The sequence below is a fragment of the Chitinophaga varians genome (genome assembly GCF_014529945.1).
Classification (GTDB): Bacteria; Bacteroidota; Bacteroidia; order Chitinophagales; family Chitinophagaceae; genus Chitinophaga; species Chitinophaga varians.
Genome location: NZ_JACVFB010000052.1, coordinates 1 through 316 on the forward strand (window position 1 = coordinate 1; position 316 = coordinate 316).

Genomic DNA, 316 nt, shown 5'->3' on the forward strand with positions numbered 1-316 from the left:
GTTTCGAATGCAGCGACGGCACAATCTGCCGGTGTTTCAGCTGCAATAATATTTTAGTCAGGCCCGCAATGCCCGCCGCAGACTCACAATGGCCAATATTGGATTTGGCAGAACCGATCAGGCAGAATCCTTTTTCTTCCCGTCCGAAAGCCTTGCCCAATGCGGCTATTTCAATAGGATCACCGAGTTTGGTGCCTGTGCCATGTGCTTCTATATAGCTGATATGCCGGGGATCTGTTCCGGATTCTTTCAATGCGCGTTTAATGGCTGCCGCCTGTGCATTGGGATTAGGCACGCTGTAACCGTTGGTTTTACC

At 50.6% G+C, this 316-nt stretch carries 1 pseudogene; it reads right to left on the reverse strand.

What is annotated here, in order from left to right:
- A pseudogene (locus ICL55_RS35005) lies at positions 1 to 316 on the reverse strand (polyketide synthase); the annotation flags it as partial.